Raw genomic sequence first — 20,109 nt, forward strand, 5'->3', positions numbered from 1 at the left:
GCGTTGGACGCGGTTTTGAAGGCTTTTCACAGGTCTTGCTGCACCGCTTCCAAACCCTTGACCTGGGTTACGGGCTTCCCTATCCCTTTTTTTTGCCCGGGCAATTCAGAGGAAGCGGCGATGGCATATCATATCAGCGGCGCAAGCCTGAAGCGCTACATCTTCTTCTGGGTCGGCGTTCTCATCGTCTTCGTGGTGTTTTTGTGGTTCTTCCGTTCGATCCTGCTGCCTTTCGTGGCCGGCATGGCGCTCGCCTACTTCCTCGATCCGGTGGCCGACTGGCTGGAAAGACGGGGCTTGAGCCGACTAATGGCGACGGTGGTGATCCTCGTCTGTTTCGTGCTGGTCTTCGCGCTGTCGCTGATGCTGGTGATCCCGATCATCATCAACCAGTTCACCGAGTTCGCCGCCGCCCTGCCGGGCTATATCTCCCAGCTGCAGCAGATCATATCGAGCCCGGAAAGCTCGTTCCTGCCGCATTGGATCAGCGCCCAGATCGAGACGGTCAAGCAGAATTTCTCCGAAGTGCTGAGCCAGGGTGCCGGTTTCGTCGGCTCGCTGCTCGCCCAGATCTGGAATTCCGGCAAGGCGATCATCGACGTCGTGTCGCTCTTGATTGTCACGCCCGTCGTCGCCTTCTACATCCTGCTCGATTGGGACCGGATGGTCGCCAAGGTGGATAGCTGGGTGCCGCGCGACCAGGTGGCGACGGTGCGCGAGATCGCCCGGGAAATGGATGAATCGGTCGCCGGTTTCATTCGCGGCCAAGGCTCGCTCTGCCTCATCCTCGGCATCTTTTATGCGGTTGGCCTGTCGGTCGTCGGGCTCAATTTCGGGCTCCTGATCGGCTTCGTCGCCGGCATGATCAGCTTCATTCCCTATATCGGCTCGCTGATTGGCCTGGTTCTCTCGGTCGGCGTGGCGCTGGTGCAGTTCTGGCCGGATTATCCGTGGATACTGGCCGTCGCCGGCGTTTTCTTCGTCGGCCAGTTCATCGAGGGCAACATCCTGCAGCCGAAGCTGGTCGGAGAAAGCGTCGGCCTGCATCCGGTCTGGCTGATGTTCGCGCTGTTTGCCTTCGGCGCCATATTCGGCTTCGTCGGCCTGCTGATCGCGGTGCCCGCTGCGGCCGTTGTCGGTGTCCTTGTCCGTTTCGTGCTGTCGCGGTATCTTGACAGCGACATCTATTACGGCCGAGCGGCCGCTCTTCCCTGGGAAGAGGCCGAACCACCGCATGTGCTGGAACATGCCGAAAACGGCGCAGAGATAACCGCCCCGAATGATCCTCACGCGCCGGATGATCCTCAAACGAATGACTCTCAGAAGAGCATTTGAAAGACCAATGACCGAGACGAGCGAGCGCGAGCGGCGCAGACAAGAGCAACTGCCGCTGCAATTCACCCACGATGCGGCGAGAACCCGGGACGACCTCCTGGTGTCCGAACGCCTGGCTGCGGCCGTGGCGATCGTCGACGAATGGCCGGCCTGGCCGTCGCCGGTCGTCGTGCTGGCCGGCCCGGTAGGTTCGGGAAAATCCCACCTGGCGCATATCTGGCGGGAAAAGGCGGGAGCCGCCGAGATCCATCCCGTCGCCGGTTCGAATGCCGCGGCGATTGCCGCAGCGGGTCCAGTCCTGTTCGAGGATGCCGAACGCCGCGGTTTCGACGAAACCGAACTCTTCCACGTCATCAACAGCGTGCGCGAGAACGGCCATAACCTGCTGATGACCTCGCGCCTGTGGCCGGTCTCCTGGGGCGTCACTCTGCCGGACCTCAAATCCCGGCTGAAGGCGGCGACCGTTGTGGAAATCGGCGAACCGGACGAGGACCTGCTGGCCCAGGTGATCGTCAAGCTCTTCGCCGATCGCCAGCTCTATATCGATGACAAGCTCGTGGGCTACATCGTCAACCGGATGGAACGATCGCTCGGTGCGGCGCAGACGATCGTCGAGCGGCTGGACCGCCTGGCGCTGGCGCGCGGTACCAGGATAACCCGTCCGCTGGCGGCGGAAGTGCTGAACGATTTTGGGAATTCCGGGACCGCTGCTGGCGCTGACGATTGACTGTGACAGTTCCCTCGTCAAACTGTATTCGGCCCTAAGGGGTAGCATGGGATGGATGAGATGGATTCGATCACGACTGAAACGCGCGAGCCTGGTCTGGAAGCGGCCAATACCGATTTCGACCTGATGAGCAGTCCGGACCGGTTCATCAATCGTGAATTCTCCTGGCTGCAGTTCAACCGCCGCGTTCTCGAGGAAACGCTGAATACCGCCCATCCGCTTCTGGAGCGGGTCCGCTTCCTGTCGATCTCGGCGGCCAATCTCGACGAGTTCTTCATGGTGCGCGTCGCAGGCCTCGAAGGGCAGGTGCGGCAGGGCATTGTCATCCGCTCGCCGGACGGCAAGACGCCGGCCGAACAGCTCGACAATATCCTGCAGGAGATCGACAACCTGCAGATGGAGCAGCAGGCCTCGCTTGCCGTGCTGCAGCAGTATCTCGCCAAGGAAGACATTCTGATCGTCAGGCCCGCGGCGCTGTCCGCCGAGGATCGCAACTGGCTGGCGAACTCCTTCGACGACGAGCTTTTCCCGGTCTTGACGCCGCTGTCGATCGACCCGGCCCATCCGTTCCCGTTCATCCCGAATCTCGGCTTCTCGATGGGCCTGCAGCTGCACAGCAAGCACGGCAAGGAGCCGATGACCGGGCCTGTTGCGCCTGCCGACCACGCTCGACCGCTTCATCCGCCTGCCGGACCTCAATTCGGCGATCCGCTACATCACCCTGGAAGATGTGGTCGGCATGTTCACTGACCGGCTCTTCCCCGGTTACGAGGTGAAGGGCGCCGGCACGTTCCGCATCATTCGAGACAGCGATATCGAAGTCGAGGAAGAGGCCGAAGACCTGGTGCGCTTCTTCGAGACGGCGCTGAAGCGCCGCCGCCGCGGCAAGGTCATCCGCATCGAGACCGATTCGGAAATGCCGGCGTCGCTGCGTCAGTTCGTGGTGCAGGAACTCGGCGTGCCGGAAAACCGCGTCGCGGTTCTGCCGGGCCTTCTGGCGCTCAACACCATGTCCGAGATCACCAAGGCGCCGCGCGACGACCTGCGCTTCGAGACCCACAATGCCCGATTTCCCGAGCGGGTTCGCGAACACGCTGGCGACTGCCTTGCAGCCATCCGCGAAAAGGACATGGTGGTCCATCATCCTTACGAATCCTTTGACGTGGTTGTGCAGTTCCTTCTGCAGGCGGCGCGTGATCCGGACGTGCTCGCCATCAAGCAGACGCTCTACCGCACCTCGAACGACAGTCCGATCGTCCGGGCGCTGATCGACGCGGCCGAAATGGGCAAGTCGGTGACGGCACTGGTCGAGCTCAAGGCCCGGTTCGACGAAGAGGCAAACATCCGCTGGGCCCGCGACCTGGAGCGCGCCGGCGTGCAGGTGGTCTTCGGTTTCATCGAATTGAAGACCCATGCCAAGATGTCGATGGTTGTGCGCCGCGAGGACGGCAAGCTCAGGACCTACTGCCATCTCGGCACCGGCAACTACCACCCGATCACCGCCAAGATCTATACGGACCTGTCCTTCTTCACCTGCAACCCGAAGATCGCCCACGACATGGCGAACATCTTCAACTTCATCACCGGTTACGGCGAGCCGGCGGAAAGCATGAAGCTGGCGGTTTCGCCCTATACGCTCCGGCCGCGCATCCTGCGCCATATCGAGGAGGAGATCTGCCACGCCCAGGAAGGCAAGCCGGCGGCAATCTGGATGAAGATGAATTCGCTGGTCGACCCGGAGATCATCGACGCGCTCTATCGCGCCAGCCGCGCCGGCGTCGAGATCGATCTCGTCGTGCGCGGCATCTGCTGCCTGCGCCCGCGGGTGACCGGCCTCTCCGACAATATCCGCGTCAAGTCGATCGTCGGCCGTTTCCTGGAACACAGCCGGATCTTCTGCTTCGGCAACGGTTTCGGCCTGCCGTCCGACAAGGCGCTGGTCTATATCGGCTCCGCCGACATGATGCCGCGCAACCTCGACCGCCGGGTCGAGACGCTGGTGCCACTCCTCAATCCGACTGTGCACGAGCAGGTTTTATCCCAGATCATGCTCGGCAACCTGATTGACAACCAGCAGAGCTACGAGATATTGGCCGACGGCACGTCGCGGCGCATGGAAGTGCGCAAGGGCGAGGAACCTTTTAACGCGCAGCACTATTTCATGACCAATCCGAGCCTCTCGGGGCGCGGTGAAGCCCTGAAGTCCAGCGCTCCGAAACTTATCGCCGGCCTTGTGTCGGGACGCAAGAAATAGGCAATATGGTACGATCAGAAGCCCAGGGGCGCCTTCCGGGGATCGCTCCTGTCTCCGTCATCGACATCGGCTCGAACTCCGTCCGCGTCGTTATCTACGAAGGCCTATCCCGCGCGCCAACCGTCCTCTTCAACGAGAAGGTGCTGTGCGGCCTCGGCAAGGGATTGGGTTCGAACGGCCGCATGGACGACGAGGGTGTCGCGCGCGCCCTGTTGTCGCTGAAGCGGTTTCGCGCGCTTTCCACCCAGGCCCGCGCCACCGAAGTCTATGTGCTGGCGACCGCCGCTGCCCGCGAAGCGTCCAACGGGCCGGATTTCATCCGCCAGGCGGAAGAGATCCTCGGCCAGCAGGTGCAGCTTCTCTCCGGCGAGGAGGAGGCGCGGTATTCGGCGCTCGGCGTCATCAGCGGCTTCCATGATCCCGACGGCATCGCCGGCGACCTCGGCGGCGGTTCACTGGAACTGATCGACATCAAGGGCAAGGAGTTCGGCAAGGGCATCACCCTGCCGCTCGGGGGGCTGCGGCTGTCGGAATCCTCCGGCAATTCGCTTTCCAAGGCGCGCACCTTCGCCCGCAAGCAGGTGAACACCGCGCGGTTCCTGGAAAACGGCGCGGGCCGCACCTTCTATGCCGTCGGCGGCACCTGGCGCAACATCGCCAAGCTGCACATGGAAATGAGCAAGTATCCGCTGCACATGATGCAGGGCTACGAACTGTCTCTCGAGGACATGCAGAAATTCCTCGACGAGGTGATTGCGGCCAAGGACAGCAAGGACCCCGCCTGGCAGGCCGTCTCGAAGAGCCGCCGTTCGCTGCTGCCCTTCGGCGCGATCGCCATGCAGGAAGTGCTGGCGGTGATGAAGCCCGCCAGGGTGAGCTTTTCGGCGCAGGGCGTTCGCGAAGGCTATCTCTATTCGTTGCTTTCCGACGAAGAGAAGGCAAGTGATCCGCTGCTGGTTGCCGCCGACCAGCTCGCAATCCTGCGCGCCCGATCGCCCGAACACGCCCGCGAGCTTGCCGACTGGACCGGCCGCATGGTGCCGGCCTTCGGGATCGTCGAGACGGAAGAGGAAAGCCGCTATCGCCAGGCCGCCTGCCTGCTCGCCGATATCAGCTGGCGCGCCCATCCGGATTATCGTGGCCTGCAGGCGCTGAATCTGATCGCCCACTCCTCCTTCGTCGGCATCACCCATGCCGGCCGGGCCTATCTGGCGCTCGCAAACTACTACCGTTTCGAAGGCCTGCACGACGACGGCGCCACCGGCCCGCTGGCGACGATCGCGACGCCCCGCCTGCTCGATCTCGCAAAGCTGCTCGGCGGGCTGCTTCGCGTCGTCTACCTCTTCTCGGCATCGATGCCAGGCCTGGTCAACCACCTGACCTTCCGCCCGTCCTTCGAACCGGATCTTGATCTCGAATTCGTCGTGCCCTCCGCCTACCGCGATTTCGCCGGCGAGCGTCTGGACGGCCGCCTGCAGCAGCTGGCGAGGCTGACGGGCAAGCGGCTGGCGTTCCGGTTCGAGTAGGCCGGGCAGGGACGCATGGAACTGGGCCAGGCAAGTGCCGTCACCACGCCGGCCGCCTTCAGCACCCTCATTCGACCTGAGGGCATACTCCGATTGGACGACTTCCCTGGCGACGCCGTTGATTTATTTTACGGCGCGTCAAAAGGGAGGAGATGGATGTCATACCTGCATATCTGGATTTGGGCCACGCTCGCGTTCGTCGTCTGCGCAACGCTGATGACGCTGGGTTACTTCAATATCGAAGGAAAGCTGCTCGCGCCGCCGCCCTTCTATCTGGAAACCTGGGCGGGACTGATGGCCTTCGTGACGATATCGGCCGCATTCATCAAATGGCTGTTCAATTATCGCGGGTGAGGGGGCCGCAGCCGTGCGTCAGGCCCTGGTCACGGGGAGTTTCGGGACCGGTCTGGCGAAAACAGCTGTAATGGTCCGTTTCGAACCATTCCCGAGATCAACGACCATGAACATCATCAGTTGCTCGTCACGAACGGCGAAAAGAACATCGAAAACTTTGTTGCTGTAGGTCGCGCCGGGCCGCATTTTCCACCGCCCCCGGCCGGTGGCGAAGTGTGCAGGGCCGTTTCGATCCGCTTGTACTGTTGCAGACCAACCGTTGTTTGCGCTGACAATAAGAACTGTGCCCTGCCTCACGATCCCAACAAAACAAGCTGCGCATGATCCCGCGTCGGAGGAAATCTGCTGCCATCGGCCGGAGAGTTGGACTTCCTGCGACCTCACTTCTTGCGAAGATAATAAAGCAAAGAAAGCGAACGAAATCAGTTTAAAAGCGAGGCGCACGTCTCTCTCCGCACAACCAAAAACATCTGTACTTGTCCACCTCGGCGATGAGGGCCGAGCCATCAGTCAGTCGCGCACGTTTCCATATACAATTCAAGGTCACATTGTTGGGCAAGGAGATGTCCTGCGTCCTTCGCATCGAGCAAATTAGCGGATCGCCGGAGGCTCGCGCCTGCCTACGGCCGAACCTCGAAGTAGGTTTCCTACCCGCCATAGACAATCGCTCGCGATTGCAACGACAGTGGAATTTTTCCGGTTGCGTCCGCCGGCATTTTCATGTGCATGCTCGCGAAACCGATATTATCCGCCAACTGGCTGAGCAAGCTTGGATGTCTGTGAGCGCACCCCCTCGTGAGATCGGCTTTGTCCTGTTTGCCGGGCTGACCCAGCTTGATTTGACCGGGCCTTGGGAAGTTCTGACGCGGCTGCCGAATACGCGTTGCCATCTGCTGGCCGAGGGACGCGCTCCCGTTCGAAGTGCGAGCGGACTGAGTATCGTCCCAAGCATGTTGCTTGAAGAATGCGGTCAACTCGACATTGTGGTTGTCCCGGGCGGGCCCGGTCATCTGGATGCGATGCAGGACGAACGTCTTCTCTCGTTTCTACAGCGCCAGGAGCCCGGCTGCCAGTTCCTGATGGCCGCCTGCACAGGCACGCTGGTGCTTGCCGCCGCCGGTCTGCTTCAGGGTTACGAGTGCACCACCCACTGGACGGCGCTGCATAGGCTTTCAGCTTTCGGAGCAATGCCGGTAAATCGGCGGGTCGTGTTTGACCGGACGCGAGCCACCGGCGGCGGCGTGACGGCGGGTATCGACCTTGGCTTGCTCATGGCCGCCAAACTGGCAGGTGAAGATGTCGCGCGGAAAATCCAGCTGATGATGGAATATGCGCCTGAACCTCCATTCGCCGGATCGCCCATGACCGCCCATCCCTCGACAGTGAAGGCGTTGGAAGCACCATCGGATATCGCAGATCAGATAAGGGCCATCGATGCCGACGCGATATCCAGACTTCGGCGAGACGCTCGGCTCGTCTAGCGATTGCGACCTGCGACAGGGCCAGGTTGATCGGAGACCTCGACCACGGTCTCGAACGTGGTGCAAAGGGGGCGCTCCGTAATTCCGTTTAGGCCCAGCAAGGACGTTTTTTACTTCTCGGGCTGAAAGCAGCCTCGCCGCTCACGACACCCGGATCCCCGTCTCCCAAACAAAAAGAGCGCCCGGCTTTCACCGGACGCTCTTCGTTTTTGGCACGTCCGCTGCTTACTTGGCAGACAGGAATTCGCCGACTTCGAGTACGCTGAACTCGTTGTTGTCGGCCTTGTCGACGGCGCGGCCTGCCGAGAAGGGCAGGTTATTGTCGTTGCCGATGATGATGTGGGTGGCGTCGATCACGTCGACGTTCTCGATCGTCACGAACGGCATGTCGTAGACGCTGGCGACGTTGCCGGCCTTCTTCTTGTTGTCCGGGTCCTGGATGTTCATCAGGTCGATATAACCGATCTTGCGGACGGCCTTGCCGACATTGGCGTCGTTGAACTCGATCTTGTAGACGCGCTTCAATTCGGCCGGAGCGTCGAAGCAATCCGGCTTCGGCTGTTTCGGATCGGCGCAGGCCTTGTCCTTGGTGCCGGCGCCGTTGTCGCGCTCGATCACGAGGGCGGTCGAGGCGTCGATCATGTTGAAATCGCCGATCGCGGCGCCCTTGTCGGCGAACGGATACAGCCACGAACGGCCGGTCCACTTCTTGGAGGCGACGTCGAATTCGATGACGCGGATGGCGGTCTTGCCGTCGGCCTGCTCGACCTGGCCGTCGTCCTTGTAGAGCGGGCCTTCGAGCAGGCCGTAGAGCTTGGAGCCATCCTTCGCCATGGCGAGGCCTTCGAAGCCCCCGGAACGCTTCAAGTTGAAGACCGGCATCTTGGCAGCGGGGTTGCCCGGTAGCTGGATGAGCGGGTTGTCCGGCGAAAGCACCGGCTTGCCGTCGACTGTGGTGGCGATGACGTCGGTCAGGCGGCCCTGGATATCGAACTTGAGCAGATAGGGGCCGAATTCATCGCCGAGCCAGAAGCCGTCGGCGACCGGCTGTACGGATTCGATGTCGAAATCGGCGCCGGTCAGGTAACGAGTTTCGGTGGCTTCGGTGACGATCGGAAACGGAGCGATCTTGTTCGGATCGGAGAGGAAGACGTTCTTGACGACTTCAGCCTTGTTGGTGGCCCAGTCGAACTTCATCTGGTGCAGGAAGAGCATCGAGTCGGACGAGTTGAACTTTGAGCCGAAACCATTGTCCGACAGCGTCCAGAAGGTGCCGTCAGCCATGGTCTTGATGCCGGAAAAGCCCTGGATCGGCTGGCCGTCGAGCGGCAGCTTGACGTCGGTGATGCGGGCGCCGTCCTTGCCCGGCAGGGTGCCGAGGGCGTCGGTGCGCTTGCGGTCGGCGGTGGTGAACTTGCCGGAGGTCTTGAGGAACGCCGGCGCATCGGCCGGAGCCGGAACGACCGTGTTGGCGGGCAGGATCGCCTGGCCGGTGAGCTTAGCCGGGAAAACCTTGTCGTCGGCGGAAGCGGAGCTGCCGATCAGCGCGGCAAGCGCTACGGTGGCGAAGAGAATTTTGGTCATGGGATCACCTGTTGGTTGGCGTGTCAAAGACGCCAACCGGTTAAGGTGAGTGCATGACGGTGAGGTGATGGAAGATTGACGCTTCGATGAAGCTTTGATGACTGAAATTTCACAAAAGCCGGCGGCCTCATGCGCTCCTGCGAAGCGCCATCCAGCGGCCTGGCGTCATGCCGAACGTCTTCTTGAAATGACGGGTGAAATGCGCCTGGTCGGCAAAGCCCGTATCGGCCGCGATATCCGCCAGGCTGCCGCCTTGCGACAGCAGGACCTTCGCTCGGTCGAGCCGGCGCATGACGAGATAGCGGTGCGGACTGGTGCCGAGAAGCTTTCGGAACTGCCTTGCGGTCGTGTAGCGATCGAAACCGCTGACTTCCTCCAGTTCCTCCGAAGAAACCGTCCGGTCGGCGTTCGCCTGCAGGTAATCGCGGCAGCGCAGAACCGCCTGTTGCGCGCGCGGCGTGCCCGGCGCTCCACCCTTGCCGTCCGCGTGGCGCCAGAGGCTTGTTGTCATGCGGCCGATCAGGTCGTCGAGCAGCAGGTCCTGCGGCTCGGCCGCGAGATCGTCCAGGGCTTCGACAAGACACTGCCGGAATTCCGCATCCGCTATGATGGGATCCGGCACGAAGGGCAGGCCACGCGAACCGCCTGCCGCCTCGATCAGCCGTTCCGGCGGCAGGTAGAGCATGCGATAGCGCAGCCCGGCATCGGTGCCGGCCGCCCCGTCATGCACTTCGTCCGGATGCAGCACGATGACGTTGCCGGGCAGGCTGGCGCGGGCGGCACCGCGATACTGGAAGGTCTGCACGCCGGAAAGTGTCATCCCGATCGCATAGGTGTCGTGGCGATGCGGCTCGAAACCGAGCCCATGGAAGCGGGCCTCGATCCGCTCGATGCCGCGCGAGGAGGGCGCCTGGACGATGCCGTCAGGAGCGCCGCTTGCGCTGCCGTCGGGCGCGCATCTTGCGCTGCCGTCGGCTGTGGCTCCCGAGTTGCACGAACGTTCAAGACCGGCCGCATCCGCTGCCGCTATCTCGTCGGTCCTTGCATGGCCTTTGGCATAACCTTCGACGGAGTTGTTCTTCATGTTCGATACCAAGATCGCGATCGTGCTTCGCGATGACCTCGCCCCCTGGCAGGAGCTCAACGTGACCGCGTTTCTGACGAGCGGCATCATCGCGCAAAATCCCGCGATCATTGGTGAAGCATATCGGGATGCGGCAGGTCATGTCTACAATCCGATGAGCATCCAGCCGATCGTGGTGCTGACCGCCGACCAGGAGACGCTGCGCACCATCCACCGGCGCTCGCTGGAACGGGAGGTGACGACGTCGGCCTATATCGAGGAAATGTTCTCGACGGGCCATGACGCGGCCAACCGCGAGGTATTCGCGCAGTTTGCGCCGGAGGATGCGAAACTGGTGGGCATTGCACTCCGGGCCGAGAAAAAGATCGTCGACAAGATCACCAAAGGCTCGAAAATGCATACCTGACGGCGAAGAACATGGTCCTCGGAATAACCCATAGCGCCGCGATCGGCGTGGTCGACGCCACCACATAGGCGGTGATGCTGAGGAGCAGGTAGTTCAGCCAGCCGACGTGCTTCGGCGTCATCAGGCCCGGCAGGGCGACGAGCAGGTTAGCGGCGCAGATCACCCGGATGATCGGGCGGATCCAGAGCGGCGAAAAGGCTCCAAGGCCCGGCGCTTCCATGAGGAGGACGAGCAATAGCGAGAGCAGGACGACGACTGCGATGAGGACATTCGATGTCGGATAGCGCATCAGTCGCTCAGGCCCCCAGCGTCGCGAAGATTGGGGCAAGCGATCGTCGCATACCCTTAAAGCTCCACCGCCTCGACCTTTTTGTTGACGAAGCGCAGGGCCACGCCGCCGTTGATGAGTTTGAGCGCTGTTTCGCCGAAGAGATCGCGGCGCCAGCCGGAAAGGGCTCCGACATTGGCGGCCTCGCCCTCGGCGGCGATCCTTTCGAGATCGTCGGTATTGGCGATGATTTTTGCGGCGACGCCCTGCTTGTCGGAGATCAGCTTCAGAAGAACCTTGAGCAGCTCGACGGCGGCGGCGGTGCCTTCCGGGACATGCACATGTTTCGGCGCATGCGGCATCTCGGTCTTCGGCAAGGCGAGCGCGGCGTTGACCGCTTCGATGATGGCGGCGCCGGAGGCGGAACGCTCCCAGCCCTTCGGAATGGTGCGGAGCCGCGACATGGCTTCCACGTCCTTCGGCTGCTGCTGGGCGATCTCGTAGATCGCATCGTCCTTCAGCACGCGAGAACGCGGCACGTTGCGGCTGCGCGCTTCGCGCTCGCGCCAGGCGGCGACGAATTTCAGGACAGCGAGTTCGGTCGGCTTGCGCAGGCGCGACTTGAGGCGCGCCCAGGCGTCGTCCGGATGCAGGTCATAGGTGCCGGGCGATTCCAGCACGGCCATTTCCTCGGTCAACCACAGAGCGCGGCCTTCCCGTTCGAGCTGAGCCTTGAGGAAGAGGTAGACGTCACGCAGGTGGGTGACGTCGGCCAGAGCATATTCGAGCTGCTTGTCGGAAAGCGGCCGGCGGCTCCAGTCGGTGAAGCGCGACGACTTGTCGATATGGACGTCCTTGATGCGGCTGACGAGCTGATCGTAGGAGACTGAATCCCCGAAGCCGCAGACCATGGCGGCGACCTGGGTATCGAAGATCGGATGCGGCACCAGATTGCCGAGATGGTAGACGATTTCGATATCCTGGCGGGCGGCGTGAAACACCTTGGTGACGGTGGGATTGGCCATCAGCTCGAAGAAGGGCTTCAGGTTCAAGCCCTTGGCGAGCGGATCGACAAGGACTTCGACAGTCGGGCTCGCCATCTGGATGAGGCACAGCTCAGGCCAGAAGGTCGTTTCCCTGAGGAACTCGGTGTCGATGGTGATGAAGTCCGATTGGGCCAGCTGGATGCAGGCTTCTTCGAGTGCGGCGGTCGTTTGGATCATCGTTTCATTCACGTGAGGGTGATCAACCTTCCTTCTCCTTCCGGCCGCATATGTCAATACGGAACGGTGCTTAACCTTTACTGGCGCTCGTCTTTCTCGGGCGGGCCGGCAAGCCTGTTGAAATAGGCAGACGTCCGAAGCAGCGAGCGGAAACGCCAGGAACGCTCCGATGGCGGCACCGAGGCGCGCGCCCGCATCCGCCTCAGCGTGAAGATCATGAAGCCCAGGAAAATGAACGAGGTGTAGGCGAAAAAGGCGCGGGGTCCGTAATATTGCAGCAGGATCGAGGCGAGCAGCGGCCCGATCGTCGCACCGACCGACCAATAAAACAGCAGGCCGGCCGAAACCAGCGCATGCTCTCCCGGTTTGGCGTAATCGTTGCCATGCGCCGAGCACAGCGAATAGAGCGGCATCGAAAAGGCGCCGAACAGGAAGACACTGACGATATTGGCGGTCTCGCTGGTGCCCGCCCCAAAGGAGAGGTAGGCGCCGGTTATGATCGAGCCGATCGTGGTCCACAGGATGACGCGGCGCCGGTCGAGCCGGTCGGAATAGATGCCGAGCGGATATTGCAGCACGACGCCACCGATGATGCCGGCGCTCATGAAGGTGGCGATCGAGGTGATGCTCATGCCGATCTCTGCTGCATAGATCGGCCCGATATTGCGGAAGGCGGCCATCGACAGGCCGACCGAGATGACGCCCACCACCGCGAGCGGCGAAATCCGCCAGACGGCCTTGAGGTCGAAGGCGATTGCCTGCGGCGGCGCGGGGCTGGATTTGTCGGCGATCGAGATCGGTACCAGCGACAGGATCAGCGCGATCGTAATGATGTTGAAGATGAACGGGCCTTCGATGCCGACGGTCGGGATGATGTATTGCGCCACCGTCACCGAGCCGAGATCGACGAAACGGTAGATGGAGAGCGTGCGGGCCCGGTTGGCGTTGGTGACCTTGGCGTTGATCCAGCTCTCGACCGTCGCAAACAGGCTGGCGACCGCGATGCCGGTCACGAAGCGCATCGCGAACCAGAAGGTCGGGTCGACGATCATCGACATGCCGATCGAAGCGGACGCCGTCACCGCGGCCATCGCCGAGAAGGTGCGGATATGGCCGATCTGCCTGAGCAGCCGCGTCACGTACATGCAGCCGAAGGCAAACCCGATGCTGTAGCCCGCGCCGATCATGCCGATCGTCGAGGGCGAAAAGCCCTCAGCCGAGCCGCGCAGCGCGATATAGGTGCCCTGCAACCCGTTGCCGCCGATCAAAATGCCTGCGGTGACGAGGAGGGGGATCAACGGACGGATATGGCTCATCGGGGAGGGCTTTGCGCGGGAATCGGGAACGGTTTTGGGCGGTTCTACCCGTTCTATATCCCGAACGGCCGGTGGGGCACAGCGATAAGCGACACCTACGAATTTTATAGAGGGCAGGCCGCAAAATGCGGTGCCTTCTGCAATTTTCTCGTCGGCGACTGTCGGAACGGTGCAGCCTCAAACGTCAATTTCGTGCCACCGTTGTTCGTCTGACCTGAAAGGATGCCCATGCTGCCCGATACGCTCGAAGTCATTACCCTTTTCGTCGACGATATCGACGAGGCGAGGACCTTCTATCGAAAGGTCTTTTCGCCGAGGATCGTCTATGAGGACGCGGTTTCCTCCGTTCTTGAATTTTCGAACCTGATGATCAATCTGCTGCAGGTGACGCAAGCGCCCGAGTTGGTCGAGCCGATGCCGGTTGCATCGCTCCGTACCGGCGCGAGCTTCCTCCTCACCATACGGGTAGACGATGCCGACGAGGTCTGCGCAAGGCTGGGGGACCTTGGCGTCTCCCTGCTGAATGGGCCGACAGATCGGCCCTGGGGGCGCCGGACCGCCGCCTTTGCCGATCCTTCGGGGCATGTCTGGGAGGTCGCGCAGGTATTGAAGCCTGCCGACTAGCTCACCGGCTCTGGCCTTGCCGCTGTTGTTACCCTAATCCGAGGGAAACGGAGGCGCCAGAACATGAGTCCCATCCTCATCGTCATCTTTCTCGCGGCAGCGGCGGCTCGAATCGCGAGCGTCGTCGTCTCGAAACGCCACGAGCGGATTTTGCGCGATGAGGGCGCCGTCGAGCATGGTGCGTTGAACACCCGGCTGCTGGCACTTGCCCACGGCCTGTTCTATCTCGCGGCATTCGGCGAAGGCTGGGTAAGGCACGCCGAATTCGACGGCCTGTCCGCGATCGGCCTCGCGATCTTTGTTGCCGCCTTGGCGATGCTTGTCTGGATCGTCCGGCTGCTCGGCCCTGTCTGGACGGTGAAGATCATGATCGCCAGGAACCATCCGGTCAGCCGGCACTGGCTTTTCCGTAACCTTCGGCATCCGAACTATTTTCTGAACATCCTGCCGGAACTCGTCGGTTACTCGCTGATCTTCCATGCCTGGCTCACGCTTATGACCGGGCTACCGGTCTATCTGGTGATCCTGATCGTCCGCATCGTCCAGGAGGAGAGGGCGATGCGCGGCCTGTTCGGAACCGCCTCGGCGTCCTGACCTGCCGCCCGGAAACCCGCCGATCCTTCACGGCGTTTTGGGGCCAAGGTCGGTTCTACCTTGACAAAGCATGTCCATCATGCGCTTTTCCCGCCGATTTTCCATAAAGCCGGCAGGCCGTGCCATGCACGCCAAAAGACCGCAAAACCTACCAGTCCAGGATACTGAAATGCACCGTTACCGCAGCCATACCTGTGCCGCCCTCAAGAAGTCCGACGTCGGATCGACCGTCCGCCTGTCCGGCTGGGTGCATCGCGTGCGAGATCACGGCGGCGTGCTGTTCATCGACCTTCGCGACCATTACGGCATGACCCAGGTCGTCGCCGATCCGGACAGCCCCGCCTTCAAGACCGCCGAGATCGTCCGCGGCGAGTGGGTGATCCGCATCGACGGCCTCGTCAAGGCGCGCTCGGAAGACACCGTCAACAAGGGCATGGCGACCGGCGAGATCGAACTCTACGCCCAGGAGATCGAAGTGCTCTCCGCCGCCAAGGAACTGCCGCTGCCGGTGTTCGGTGAGCCGGACTATCCGGAAGACGTGCGCCTCAAGTACCGCTTCCTCGACCTGCGCCGCGAAACCCTGCACCGGAACATCGTCAAGCGCACCCAGATCATCTCCGACATGCGCCGCCGCATGGGCGAGATCGGTTTTGCCGAATATTCGACGCCGATCCTGACCGCATCCTCGCCGGAAGGCGCACGCGACTTCCTGGTGCCGAGCCGCATCCATGAGGGCAAGTTCTTCGCCCTGCCGCAGGCGCCGCAGCAGTACAAGCAGCTGTTGATGGTTGCCGGTTTCGACCGTTATTTCCAGATCGCCCCCTGCTTCCGCGACGAAGATCCGCGCGCCGACCGCCTGCCGGGCGAATTCTACCAGCTCGACCTGGAAATGAGCTTCGTCACCCAGGAAGACGTCTGGAACACGATGGGTCCTGTGATGACCGGCGTGTTCGAACAGTTCGCCGAAGGCAAGCCGGTCACCAAGGACTGGCCGCGCATTCCCTATGACGTGGCGATCCGCAAATACGGCTCCGATAAGCCTGACCTGCGCAACCCGATCGAGATGCAGGCCGTCACCGACCATTTCGCCGGCTCCGGCTTCAAGGTGTTCGCAGGAATGATCGCTGCCAACCCCAAGGTCGAAGTCTGGGCCATCCCGGCCAAGACCGGCGGTTCCAGAGCCTTCTGCGACCGCATGAACGCCTGGGCGCAGTCGACCGGCCAGCCGGGCCTCGGCTACATCTTCTGGCGCAAGGAAGGCGACAAGCTCGAAGGCGCCGGCCCGCTCGCCAAGAACATCGGCGAGGAGCGTACCGAAGCGATCCGCACTCAGCTCGGCCTCGAGGATGGCGACGCCTGCTTCTTCGTCGCCGGCGACCCGGCCAAGTTCTACAAGTTCGCAGGCGAAGCCCGCACCCGCGCCGGCGAGGAACTGAACCTCGTCGACCGCGACCGTTTCGACATGTGCTGGATCGTCGACTTCCCGTTCTACGAATGGAGCGAAGAGGAAAAGAAGCTCGATTTCGCCCATAACCCTTTCTCCATGCCGCAGGGCGGCATCGAGGCGCTGGAAAACCAGGATCCGCTGACGATCAAGGCATTCCAGTATGACGCGGTATGCAACGGCTTCGAAATCGCCTCCGGTTCGATCCGCAACCAGTCGCCGGAACTGATGGTCAAGGCCTTCGAAAAGGTCGGCCTCAGCCAGGCGGATGTCGAGGATCGCTTCGGTGGCATGTATCGTGCTTTCCAGTACGGCGCGCCTCCGCATGGCGGCGCTGCCTTCGGCATCGACCGAATCGTCATGCTGCTTGTCGGTGCCAAGAACCTGCGCGAAGTGACGCTGTTCCCGATGAACCAGCAGGCGCAGGACCTCTTGATGGGCGCCCCGTCGCCGGCCACCCCGCAGCAGCTGCGCGAACTCGCCATCCGCGTCATGCCGACGCCGAAGAAGGACTGAGTTCTCTGAACAACAGAAAAGCCCGGCCAAGCGCCGGGCTTTTTGATTCAATCTCTGAGGATGACCGGCCTAAAGGTCGGCAGCGACGGCTTTTTTCAGGTCCAGCGTGAACTGGCCCCACATGCCTTCGAGTGTGGTATTGGTCAGCCCCACCAGCGTGATCTTCTTCGCAAGGTCCATGAACCAATGGTGGCCGTAGACGCCGCCCCATTGCAGCGAGCCGGGGGAAACCGGCAATCCGGCCTTTGCTGGATCGAGTATGATCGCCCAGCCGAAGCCGAACCCGAAACCGGGCCGCGTCGGCTCCAGCAGATCGCCGATCTGGTTGGTCGTCATCTGCCGAACCGTCTTTTCCGACAGTAGCGGTGCGCCGCCCTTGGCGATGGTCTCGAGCACGGTCAGCACGTCGGAGGCGGTCCCGGCCATGCCTCCGCCGCCGGAATGGAAGGAGGCGGGGTTGAAGATCCGGTCCGGCACGAATGTCACCGATCCGTCGAGCGCCCGGACCTTTTCCGTCTCGCCCATGCGTTTCGGCTCGGGCGAACCGTCGACGTAAGGCGCCGCGAGCCGGCTGCGGTCGACAACGGTGAAGCCGGTATCGGAAAGGCCGAGCGGCCGCATCACCAGTTCAGTGACCGCCTCGCCGAGGCGTTTGCCGGTCTCCTTTTCGATGACGCCACCGAGCACGTCCATCGACACCGAATATTGCCAGCCAGTGCCGGGGGCGAAGAGCAGCGGCACAGAGGCGATGCGGCGCAGGTTCTCGTCGAGCGAAAGGCCCGGCCGGTCGACGCCGTCGGAGACGCCGGCGCGGACGTAAGGTCCTTCTTCCAGGTGGAAACAATAGCTGAGGCCGGACGTGTGGGTGAGAAGATGCCGGATGAGGATCACCGGTTCTGAGCCGTCCTCAAGGCGCGGCCGGAAGTCCGGCAGCCATTTCGTCACCGGATCGTCGAGGCCGATGCGGCCCTGTTCGATCAGCCGCATGGCGGCGATGGTGACGATCGGCTTGGTTATCGAGGCAAGCCGGAAGATCGTGTTCTCTTGGGTCATGAGGCCCGCTTCCCGGTCCGCCAATCCGGCGGCGCGGCGGTAGACGATCTCGCCGTCCCTGGCGATCATCACCACAGCACCGACGAGACGCCTGGAGGCGAGCGCGCTGTCGATCGCGGCCTCGATCGTGGGGAAGGGTATCTGGGCCGATGGATGGATTGGCAAATTCATGGGACAAAACCTTCGCTAAAGACGCTTTTATCTAGGGTCGCCTCGGCGAGGGGGCGATCCGGTCGGCCACAAAAAACATTGGGCGACATGCTGCAGACGATCGCAGACGACGGAACTGTTCAGTTTCATATTCTCGATCAGCCGCCAGCCGGGAGCCGATCAAATGGACCTAGGCAGCAAGTCGGGCTGTCCCTGTCTCATCACCGCAATCTTGTCGCTTGCGCCCACCCGTGGCGTCAAGACGCCGCCCCCTGGCTTTCCCGAGCGTCGGGCGAATAGGGGAACCATATCCGTGCGCTTTTGTTGTTAGGGCAGGCAGAAGCATAGGAGTTACGACATGCACAAGACCCTATTGGCCGCGTCGGCGGTCCTGATCGCACTCTCCGGTGCAGCTTACGCCCAGACGACGATCATCACCCAGGATCCGGTCACCACCAATTCGGCGGTCGTTCTGCCGGGCGAAGTTCGCACCTATGTCATGGAGCAGAGCGTTCCGTCGGTTTCCTATCAGGGCGACATCACCGTCGGGACCGCCCTTCCGGATACCGTCGAGGTGCATCCGGTCGATGGCTACGACAACTACGCCTATACGGTCGTCAATGACCGCCGCGTCATCGTCAATCCACAGACCAGGACCGTCATCCAGGTTCTGGAATAATTTCATCCGGCTCTTTTCGAGCAACAAAAAACCCGGCGAGCGATCGCCGGGTTGTTTTTTTGTTGGCGGACGCATGGTCCTCAGTCGTTGGCGGTGACCTTGACGCCGAGGACGTTCGGAAGCGTGTTCGGCGCGCCCATTGCGGCACCCATGATCATCGGGAAGGGGACGGCATCGGCCGGTTCCGCGGTGATCGTGAAGCTGCCGGGCTTGTCGAGATAGGTGTTGACCGCAGCGCTCACCATGTTCTGCAGTTCCGGCACGTTGTACTGCGCCAGCATCATCGGCGTCATGCCCTTCAGCATCTGCGCCATGGCTTCGCCTGTGGTGCCCTGGCTCTTGCCGGCGTAGTCGAGCGCCTTCTTGGTAATGCCGGCATCCTCGAAGCGGATTTCGGCGCTGTTGAAGGTGAGGCGCTGCATCAGGCCGAGCATCGCAAGGCCCGCGGCCTGCTGTGCTTCTTCCTTGTTCGGATTGGCTTCCATCGCCTTGGCCGTTTCGTTCGCGGACTTGATGAAGTCGAGCGTGTAGCCGGATACGCTGAAGGCGAGGTTGAGCTTGCCGACCTTGGCGAAATCGATCGCGTATTCGTCGATCTCCAGATTTCCGTCCGCCAGTGTCCAGCTTCCCGTCATGTTCACCTTGCCGTCGATCGAAGTGACGCCGAGCTGCTGCAGCGTGTCCTTCGCCTGGGCGTCGTCGACGAGGCTAAGGTCGCTCTTGACCCCGTTGATCTGAAGGTCGAAGCCGACGGAGGAGCTGTCGTCGGCGACCTCGGTGGTGAGGTTCATCCCATCGACCGAAAAGGCCTGCTTGCCGTCGACGGCGGCGGTCATCTTGCCGATATGCGCTTCGTCATAGAGCATGATCGCATCGAGGCCGTCGCCGCTTGGATTGCCGGGGACGGTAAGGCCGCTGATCGCGATGTCCGAGGCGGTGAAGACCGTCTTGTCCTGGCTGGTGTTGACGTTGTCGAAAGTGACCTTCTCGACCGTGTAGCCGCCGTTATTCTCTTCGACGCCTTCGAACTTGACCGTGCCGAGCGGCAGGTTTTGCTTGCCGGCCTGGACCAGCAACTTGGCGTTGGCGAGCGTCACGTTCGACCCGCTGACGGTGGCCTTTTCAGCCGAGAAGCCGGCGCCGCCCTGGATCGAGAGCGCGCCGTTGATCTTGGCGACGAGATCGTTGCCGTCGAGCGCGAATGCCGGGCCGGCGAAAGTCGAAAGCGCTGCACCGGCGAGCAGAAGCCGGGCCTTGGTGGAGTATTGCATCGGAGTTCCTCCTGGCGGGCGATGGTCCGGCCCGCGTTCCGTTAGGGTTTTGTCGATAGTTCGGTCTGCTTGTTCGCGGCACCTTATAGGCAAGCCGGGTAAAAGGTTTATGGCTTTGTTCCACATTCCTTTCGTCAAAATTGCGGCTGACGATTCAGGGTAAATCAAACACTGATTTTAGTCCGGGAAAAGCCTTCATCCACAGGCTGTCGCCGGTACT

At 62.0% G+C, this 20,109-nt stretch carries 18 protein-coding genes and 1 pseudogene; 11 read left to right on the forward strand and 8 right to left on the reverse strand.

Going from position 1 to position 20,109, the window contains the following annotated elements; all coding sequences use genetic code 11:
• Positions 1–120 precede the first annotated feature (120 nt).
• From ACZ9IU_RS07805 to ACZ9IU_RS07825, 5 genes and pseudogenes are all read left to right on the forward strand, one after another.
• Positions 121–1,335 (forward strand): AI-2E family transporter, encoded by a 1,215-nt coding sequence (locus ACZ9IU_RS07805; RefSeq protein WP_038541792.1) that lies wholly within the window; start codon positions 121–123, stop codon positions 1,333–1,335.
• A 7-nt stretch (positions 1,336–1,342) separates the two neighbouring features.
• Positions 1,343–2,062, forward strand: coding sequence for a DnaA regulatory inactivator HdaA (gene hdaA, locus ACZ9IU_RS07810; RefSeq protein ID WP_038541794.1), 720 nt, complete (start codon positions 1,343–1,345; stop codon positions 2,060–2,062).
• 51 nt (positions 2,063–2,113) lie between these two features.
• Positions 2,114–4,316, forward strand: a pseudogene (locus ACZ9IU_RS07815) (RNA degradosome polyphosphate kinase).
• Between the two features lie 5 nt (positions 4,317–4,321).
• Entirely contained in the window at positions 4,322–5,842 is a 1,521-nt protein-coding gene (gene ppx, locus ACZ9IU_RS07820; protein ID WP_038541796.1) for an exopolyphosphatase, read from the forward strand.
• A gap of 15 nt (positions 5,843–5,857) precedes the next feature.
• The gene (locus tag ACZ9IU_RS07825) at positions 5,858–6,196 is read left to right on the forward strand and encodes a hypothetical protein (RefSeq protein WP_157885099.1); all 339 of its coding nucleotides are present in this window, start codon (positions 5,858–5,860) and stop codon (positions 6,194–6,196) included.
• A gap of 18 nt (positions 6,197–6,214) precedes the next feature.
• Here the strand turns inward: ACZ9IU_RS07825 and ACZ9IU_RS07830 are convergent, their stop codons facing one another.
• Complete coding sequence (locus ACZ9IU_RS07830) at positions 6,215–6,640, reverse strand: hypothetical protein (RefSeq protein WP_157885100.1); 426 nt, start codon at positions 6,638–6,640, stop codon at positions 6,215–6,217.
• Positions 6,641–6,747: 107 nt separating this feature from the next.
• On the opposite strand from ACZ9IU_RS07830, the gene ACZ9IU_RS07835 reads away from it, so the two are divergent.
• Entirely contained in the window at positions 6,748–7,677 is a 930-nt protein-coding gene (locus tag ACZ9IU_RS07835) for a DJ-1/PfpI family protein (protein WP_244447486.1), read from the forward strand.
• A 225-nt stretch (positions 7,678–7,902) separates the two neighbouring features.
• Here ACZ9IU_RS07835 and ACZ9IU_RS07840 read toward each other — a convergent pair whose 3' ends face one another.
• Both ACZ9IU_RS07840 and ACZ9IU_RS07845 read right to left on the reverse strand, forming a co-directional pair.
• Entirely contained in the window at positions 7,903–9,261 is a 1,359-nt protein-coding gene (locus ACZ9IU_RS07840) for an esterase-like activity of phytase family protein (RefSeq protein WP_038541804.1), read from the reverse strand.
• A 127-nt stretch (positions 9,262–9,388) separates the two neighbouring features.
• Positions 9,389–10,345 carry an AraC family transcriptional regulator gene (locus tag ACZ9IU_RS07845; protein ID WP_080719140.1) on the reverse strand — a complete coding sequence of 319 codons (957 nt, stop codon included), beginning with the start codon at positions 10,343–10,345 and terminating at the stop codon, positions 9,389–9,391.
• Here ACZ9IU_RS07845 and ACZ9IU_RS07850 point away from each other — a divergent pair.
• Entirely contained in the window at positions 10,344–10,751 is a 408-nt protein-coding gene (locus tag ACZ9IU_RS07850; protein WP_038541807.1) for a DUF2000 family protein, read from the forward strand. The two genes, ACZ9IU_RS07845 and ACZ9IU_RS07850, sit on opposite strands and share 2 nt — an antisense overlap.
• On the opposite strand, the gene ACZ9IU_RS07855 is transcribed toward ACZ9IU_RS07850, so the two are convergent.
• The 3 genes from ACZ9IU_RS07855 to ACZ9IU_RS07865 all read right to left on the reverse strand — a co-directional run bounded on the left by ACZ9IU_RS07855 (position 10,723) and on the right by ACZ9IU_RS07865 (position 13,558).
• Positions 10,723–11,040, reverse strand: a complete 318-nt coding sequence (locus tag ACZ9IU_RS07855; RefSeq protein WP_038541810.1) for a hypothetical protein — start codon at positions 11,038–11,040, stop codon at positions 10,723–10,725. The two genes, ACZ9IU_RS07850 and ACZ9IU_RS07855, sit on opposite strands and share 29 nt — an antisense overlap.
• A gap of 56 nt (positions 11,041–11,096) precedes the next feature.
• A complete protein-coding gene (gene rnd / locus ACZ9IU_RS07860) occupies positions 11,097–12,242 on the reverse strand; it encodes a ribonuclease D (RefSeq protein ID WP_038541812.1) in 1,146 nt (381 codons plus the stop codon).
• A 77-nt stretch (positions 12,243–12,319) separates the two neighbouring features.
• Positions 12,320–13,558: an MFS transporter gene (locus ACZ9IU_RS07865; protein WP_038541815.1), complete on the reverse strand. Its 1,239-nt coding sequence runs from the start codon at positions 13,556–13,558 to the stop codon at positions 12,320–12,322.
• 222 nt (positions 13,559–13,780) lie between these two features.
• On the opposite strand from ACZ9IU_RS07865, the gene ACZ9IU_RS07870 reads away from it, so the two are divergent.
• The 3 genes from ACZ9IU_RS07870 to aspS all read left to right on the forward strand — a co-directional run bounded on the left by ACZ9IU_RS07870 (position 13,781) and on the right by aspS (position 16,736).
• Positions 13,781–14,182, forward strand: coding sequence for a VOC family protein (locus tag ACZ9IU_RS07870; RefSeq protein WP_038541817.1), 402 nt, complete (start codon positions 13,781–13,783; stop codon positions 14,180–14,182).
• Positions 14,183–14,245: 63 nt separating this feature from the next.
• Positions 14,246–14,776 carry an isoprenylcysteine carboxyl methyltransferase family protein gene (locus ACZ9IU_RS07875; RefSeq protein WP_038541819.1) on the forward strand — a complete coding sequence of 177 codons (531 nt, stop codon included), beginning with the start codon at positions 14,246–14,248 and terminating at the stop codon, positions 14,774–14,776.
• Positions 14,777–14,945: 169 nt separating this feature from the next.
• Positions 14,946–16,736 carry an aspartate--tRNA ligase gene (gene aspS, locus ACZ9IU_RS07880; protein ID WP_038541821.1) on the forward strand — a complete coding sequence of 597 codons (1,791 nt, stop codon included), beginning with the start codon at positions 14,946–14,948 and terminating at the stop codon, positions 16,734–16,736.
• A 69-nt stretch (positions 16,737–16,805) separates the two neighbouring features.
• On the opposite strand, the gene ACZ9IU_RS07885 is transcribed toward aspS, so the two are convergent.
• A complete protein-coding gene (locus ACZ9IU_RS07885; protein WP_038541823.1) occupies positions 16,806–17,960 on the reverse strand; it encodes a serine hydrolase domain-containing protein in 1,155 nt (384 codons plus the stop codon).
• Positions 17,961–18,297: 337 nt separating this feature from the next.
• On the opposite strand from ACZ9IU_RS07885, the gene ACZ9IU_RS07890 reads away from it, so the two are divergent.
• Entirely contained in the window at positions 18,298–18,618 is a 321-nt protein-coding gene (locus tag ACZ9IU_RS07890) for a DUF1236 domain-containing protein (RefSeq protein WP_038541825.1), read from the forward strand.
• An 80-nt stretch (positions 18,619–18,698) separates the two neighbouring features.
• On the opposite strand, the gene ACZ9IU_RS07895 is transcribed toward ACZ9IU_RS07890, so the two are convergent.
• Complete coding sequence (locus ACZ9IU_RS07895) at positions 18,699–19,889, reverse strand: aq_1923 C-terminal domain (protein WP_038541827.1); 1,191 nt, start codon at positions 19,887–19,889, stop codon at positions 18,699–18,701.
• Positions 19,890–20,109 lie beyond the last annotated feature (220 nt).

The sequence above is a fragment of the Mesorhizobium sp. USDA 4132 genome (assembly GCF_056279545.1).

What these genes read in the sequence shown, in the direction of transcription:
- ACZ9IU_RS07805 (WP_038541792.1), top strand. Translation starts at nt 121, where the DNA reads ATGGCATATCATATCAGCGGCGCAAGCCTGAAGCGCTACATCTTCTTC.
- rnd (WP_038541812.1), bottom strand. Translation starts at nt 12,242, where the DNA reads ATGATCCAAACGACCGCCGCACTCGAAGAAGCCTGCATCCAGCTGGCC.
- ACZ9IU_RS07845 (WP_080719140.1), bottom strand. Translation starts at nt 10,345, where the DNA reads ATGAAGAACAACTCCGTCGAAGGTTATGCCAAAGGCCATGCAAGGACC.
- ppx (WP_038541796.1), top strand. Translation starts at nt 4,322, where the DNA reads ATGGTACGATCAGAAGCCCAGGGGCGCCTTCCGGGGATCGCTCCTGTC.
- ACZ9IU_RS07850 (WP_038541807.1), top strand. Translation starts at nt 10,344, where the DNA reads ATGTTCGATACCAAGATCGCGATCGTGCTTCGCGATGACCTCGCCCCC.
- ACZ9IU_RS07825 (WP_157885099.1), top strand. Translation starts at nt 5,858, where the DNA reads ATGGAACTGGGCCAGGCAAGTGCCGTCACCACGCCGGCCGCCTTCAGC.
- ACZ9IU_RS07875 (WP_038541819.1), top strand. Translation starts at nt 14,246, where the DNA reads ATGAGTCCCATCCTCATCGTCATCTTTCTCGCGGCAGCGGCGGCTCGA.
- ACZ9IU_RS07890 (WP_038541825.1), top strand. Translation starts at nt 18,298, where the DNA reads ATGCACAAGACCCTATTGGCCGCGTCGGCGGTCCTGATCGCACTCTCC.
- ACZ9IU_RS07855 (WP_038541810.1), bottom strand. Translation starts at nt 11,040, where the DNA reads ATGCGCTATCCGACATCGAATGTCCTCATCGCAGTCGTCGTCCTGCTC.
- hdaA (WP_038541794.1), top strand. Translation starts at nt 1,343, where the DNA reads ATGACCGAGACGAGCGAGCGCGAGCGGCGCAGACAAGAGCAACTGCCG.
- ACZ9IU_RS07840 (WP_038541804.1), bottom strand. Translation starts at nt 9,261, where the DNA reads ATGACCAAAATTCTCTTCGCCACCGTAGCGCTTGCCGCGCTGATCGGC.
- ACZ9IU_RS07895 (WP_038541827.1), bottom strand. Translation starts at nt 19,889, where the DNA reads ATGCAATACTCCACCAAGGCCCGGCTTCTGCTCGCCGGTGCAGCGCTT.
- ACZ9IU_RS07870 (WP_038541817.1), top strand. Translation starts at nt 13,781, where the DNA reads ATGCCCATGCTGCCCGATACGCTCGAAGTCATTACCCTTTTCGTCGAC.
- aspS (WP_038541821.1), top strand. Translation starts at nt 14,946, where the DNA reads ATGCACCGTTACCGCAGCCATACCTGTGCCGCCCTCAAGAAGTCCGAC.
- ACZ9IU_RS07865 (WP_038541815.1), bottom strand. Translation starts at nt 13,558, where the DNA reads ATGAGCCATATCCGTCCGTTGATCCCCCTCCTCGTCACCGCAGGCATT.
- ACZ9IU_RS07885 (WP_038541823.1), bottom strand. Translation starts at nt 17,960, where the DNA reads ATGAATTTGCCAATCCATCCATCGGCCCAGATACCCTTCCCCACGATC.